Source organism: Streptomyces sp. NPDC097640, assembly GCF_040302705.1.
In the GTDB taxonomy this organism is placed as follows: domain Bacteria; phylum Actinomycetota; class Actinomycetes; order Streptomycetales; family Streptomycetaceae; genus Streptomyces.
Genome location: NZ_JBEOSB010000075.1, coordinates 1 through 3,107, shown reverse-complemented (window position 1 = coordinate 3,107; position 3,107 = coordinate 1). Strand labels below are relative to the sequence as shown.

The 3,107-nt window shown below is 73.2% G+C and carries 1 protein-coding gene; it reads right to left on the bottom strand.

The window, feature by feature from the left end; translation table 11 throughout:
* Positions 1 to 3,107: beta-ketoacyl synthase N-terminal-like domain-containing protein (locus tag ABTY62_RS47345; RefSeq protein WP_352135605.1), on the bottom strand; the 3,107-nt coding region annotated here is incomplete at both ends.

Below are 3,107 nucleotides of genomic sequence, written 5' to 3'. Positions count from 1 at the left end.
CGGGGACGGGGTCTCGCCCCGCGCCGCCGTCGGCGGATGGGACACCACCGCCCTCCGCGACGGTCCGACCTGCTGGGCCGTCACCGCCCTCCGGATCGCCTGGACTCTCCTGGCCGGTCAGACCCTCCCGATCGGCCGCGTCGGCCGGCCCGGCCAGATAGATCCCCGCGGCCGGGTCGTGTTCCCCGGCCAGGACCCGGCGCAGCCGCGCCGCCAGCCCGGCGGGCCCGTCCGAAGCGGTGGCCACCACAGCCGCCCGGACCGGGCCCTGACCGGCTTCGGCGCGGTTGGCAGCGGCGAGGGCGAGGTCACGCAGCCGCCAGGGCCACGCCCTCGCGCCCTCGTTCGCCTCGGCGAGCGCCAGCGTCTCCTCGACGGCGCGCAGGGCCGCCACCCGGTCCGTGCCGCGGAAGGTGAACAGCTCGGCGGGCCATGCGTCCAGACCGTGGGACGGAGGCGGCCCGGCGTCATGAGCGGCCAGAACGACATGGAAGTTGGTGCCGCCGAACCCGAACGCACTGAGCCCGGCTATCCGCTCCGCGGGCGGCACAACCCAGGGACTCGCCTCGGTATGGAAGGCGAAAGGGCTGCTCTTCGCATCCCAGGAGGCGTTGGGACGGCGCAGCTGCGAGGTGGGCGGCTTGACGCCCGTGTACAGGGCCAGCATCGTCTTGACCAGCCCGGCCAGCCCCGCGGCACATTTCGTGTGCCCGATCTGCGACTTGACGGAGCCCAGCGCACACCCGCCCGCCACCGCCCCGGCGGCGGTGAACACCTCGGTGAGGATGGCCAGCTCGGTGCGGTCGCCGACGACCGTGCCGGTGCCGTGCGCCTCAAGGAGACCCACGTCCGCGGGGGAGATCCGGGCGTTGCGGTAGGCGCGCTCCAGAGCCGCCCGCTGCCCCTCGGGCCGGGGCGCGGTGAGCCCGAGCGACCGCCCGTCACTCGAGCTGCCCACACCCTTGATCACACCGTAAACACGGTCGCCATCGCGCTCCGCATCCGCCAGCCGCTTGAGCACCACACACGCCACACCCTCGCCGAGCGCGATGCCGTCCGCCGAGGCATCGAAGGTCCGCGAGCGTCCCGTCGGGGACAGCGCATGCACCGAGGAGAAGAGCATGAAGTCGTTGATGCCATTGTGCAGGTCCGCGCCACCGCACAGCACCAGGTCGCTGGTGCCCGTCAGCAGCTCCTTGCAGGCCACATCCACAGCGGCCAGCGAGGAAGCACAGGCCGCATCCACCGTGTAATTGGCACCACCGAGATCGAGCCGGTTGGCAATCCGCCCCGCGATGACATTGGCCAGCATCCCGGGGAAGGAATCCTCGGTCAGCTCCGGCAACTGTTCCGCCAGTCCCTCGGGCACCGTGTCGAGGTAGGACGGCAGCGTGGCGCGCAACGTCTGGGCGTTGGACAGATCGCTGCCCGCCTCCGCACCGAAGACAACCGACGTACGGGACCGGTCGAAGACCCGGCCACCCGCACCGCCCGGGCCGCCCCGCTCCTCGCCGGGCACCGCCTGGTAACCGGCGTCCTCCAGCGCCCGCCGCGCCGCCTCCAACGCCAGCAGCTGCACCGGCTCGACACTGCCCAGGGAGGCGGGCGGGATGCCGTAGCGCAGCGGGTCGAAGGGGATCGGGGGCAGAAAACCGCCCCACTTGGACACGGTGGCGCCGTCCTGATCGGGCGAGTAGTGGACGGCGGGGTCCCAACGCCCGGCGGGGACTTCGGTGACGGCGTCGACACCGCCGACCACATGAGCCCAGAAGGTGGCAAGGTCAGGGGCGCGCGGGAACATGCACGCCATCCCGACCACCGCCACGTCCAGCGGCGCCGGAGCCTCCCGCTCCGCCCGCCCGGACGGGACCACACCCAGGCGCTCGCGCAGCCCGGCCGCGGAGCGGCAGAAGAAGTCCGCGGCGGCCGGGGCCACCGAGTGGTGCAGGGCGGCGACCGTGGTGACGGCCGACCGCAACACCGCCACATCACCCGCCATAAACATGCCATCCCGGTACTGACGCTCCTCACCCACCGCCACCAACTCACCGCCCGCGCCGCGTTCAACCCCCTTGCCCGCGATCCGCAGCCGGCCGACGTTCAGCCGCTCCAGCCGCTCCCACACCTGCCGCTCCGGAACACCCTCCCCGCGCAACCGCTCCCTGACCGCGCCGAACTCCTCCGTAAACGGGCTCGGGACACAGCGGGTGGCATGCCCCGGAGCCGTCTCCAGCAGCGCGGTACCCCTCGCCGCCACCACCTGACGCTGGAACAGCGGCTGAACAGCGCCGCAGGTCACCGCCTCCTCGGTGAACAGATACGCCGTGCCCATCAGAAAGCCGACAAGGACACCGCGCCGGGTCAGCGAGGCGGCGAGGGCGGCCACCATCGCCGCGGACCGCTCGTCGTGGACACCGCCCGCGAAGAAAACCTCGATCGGAACCGCGGTCCTGGGGTGTTCCTCGTCGTCGCCGCCCGCCTCGTCACGTTCCGCCTCGTCCAGGAAGTCCTCGATCACCGCGATCTGGGCCTCCCACAGCGGGAAGCTGTTCCGCGGGCCGACATGCCCGCCGCACTCGGACCCCTCGAACACGAACCGGCGGGCGCCGGACCGCAGAAACTGCCCCAGCAGCCCCGGCGAAGGGGCATGCAGAAAGGTGGCGATCCCCGCCCGCTCCAACGCCTCCGCCTGAGCAGGCCGCCCACCCGCGATGATCGCGTGGCTGGGACGGATCTCCCGCACCGCCTCGAGCTGAGCCTGCCTGATCTCCTCGGGCGCGAAACCGAGCACCCCCACCCCCCACGGCCGCCCCTCCAGCGCAGCCGCCGCCTCCACCAGCATGGCGCGTGCCCGCTCCCCCTCGGCGAGGGCGAGCGCGAGAAACGGCAGAGCGCCCCCGGCCGCGACCGCCGAGGCGAACCCGGCCCGATCGCTGACCCGGGTCATCGGCCCCTGCACCACCGGCAGCCGGGTACCGAGCGCCGCGCTCATCGGGGAACCCGGCCGCAGCGCGGCCGCGGCGCCATCGTCCCGCACGGCATCCCGCACGGCCCCGGCCACGGCACGAACAGCCCGGCCCACATCACCATGGCGCTCGGCGAACCGC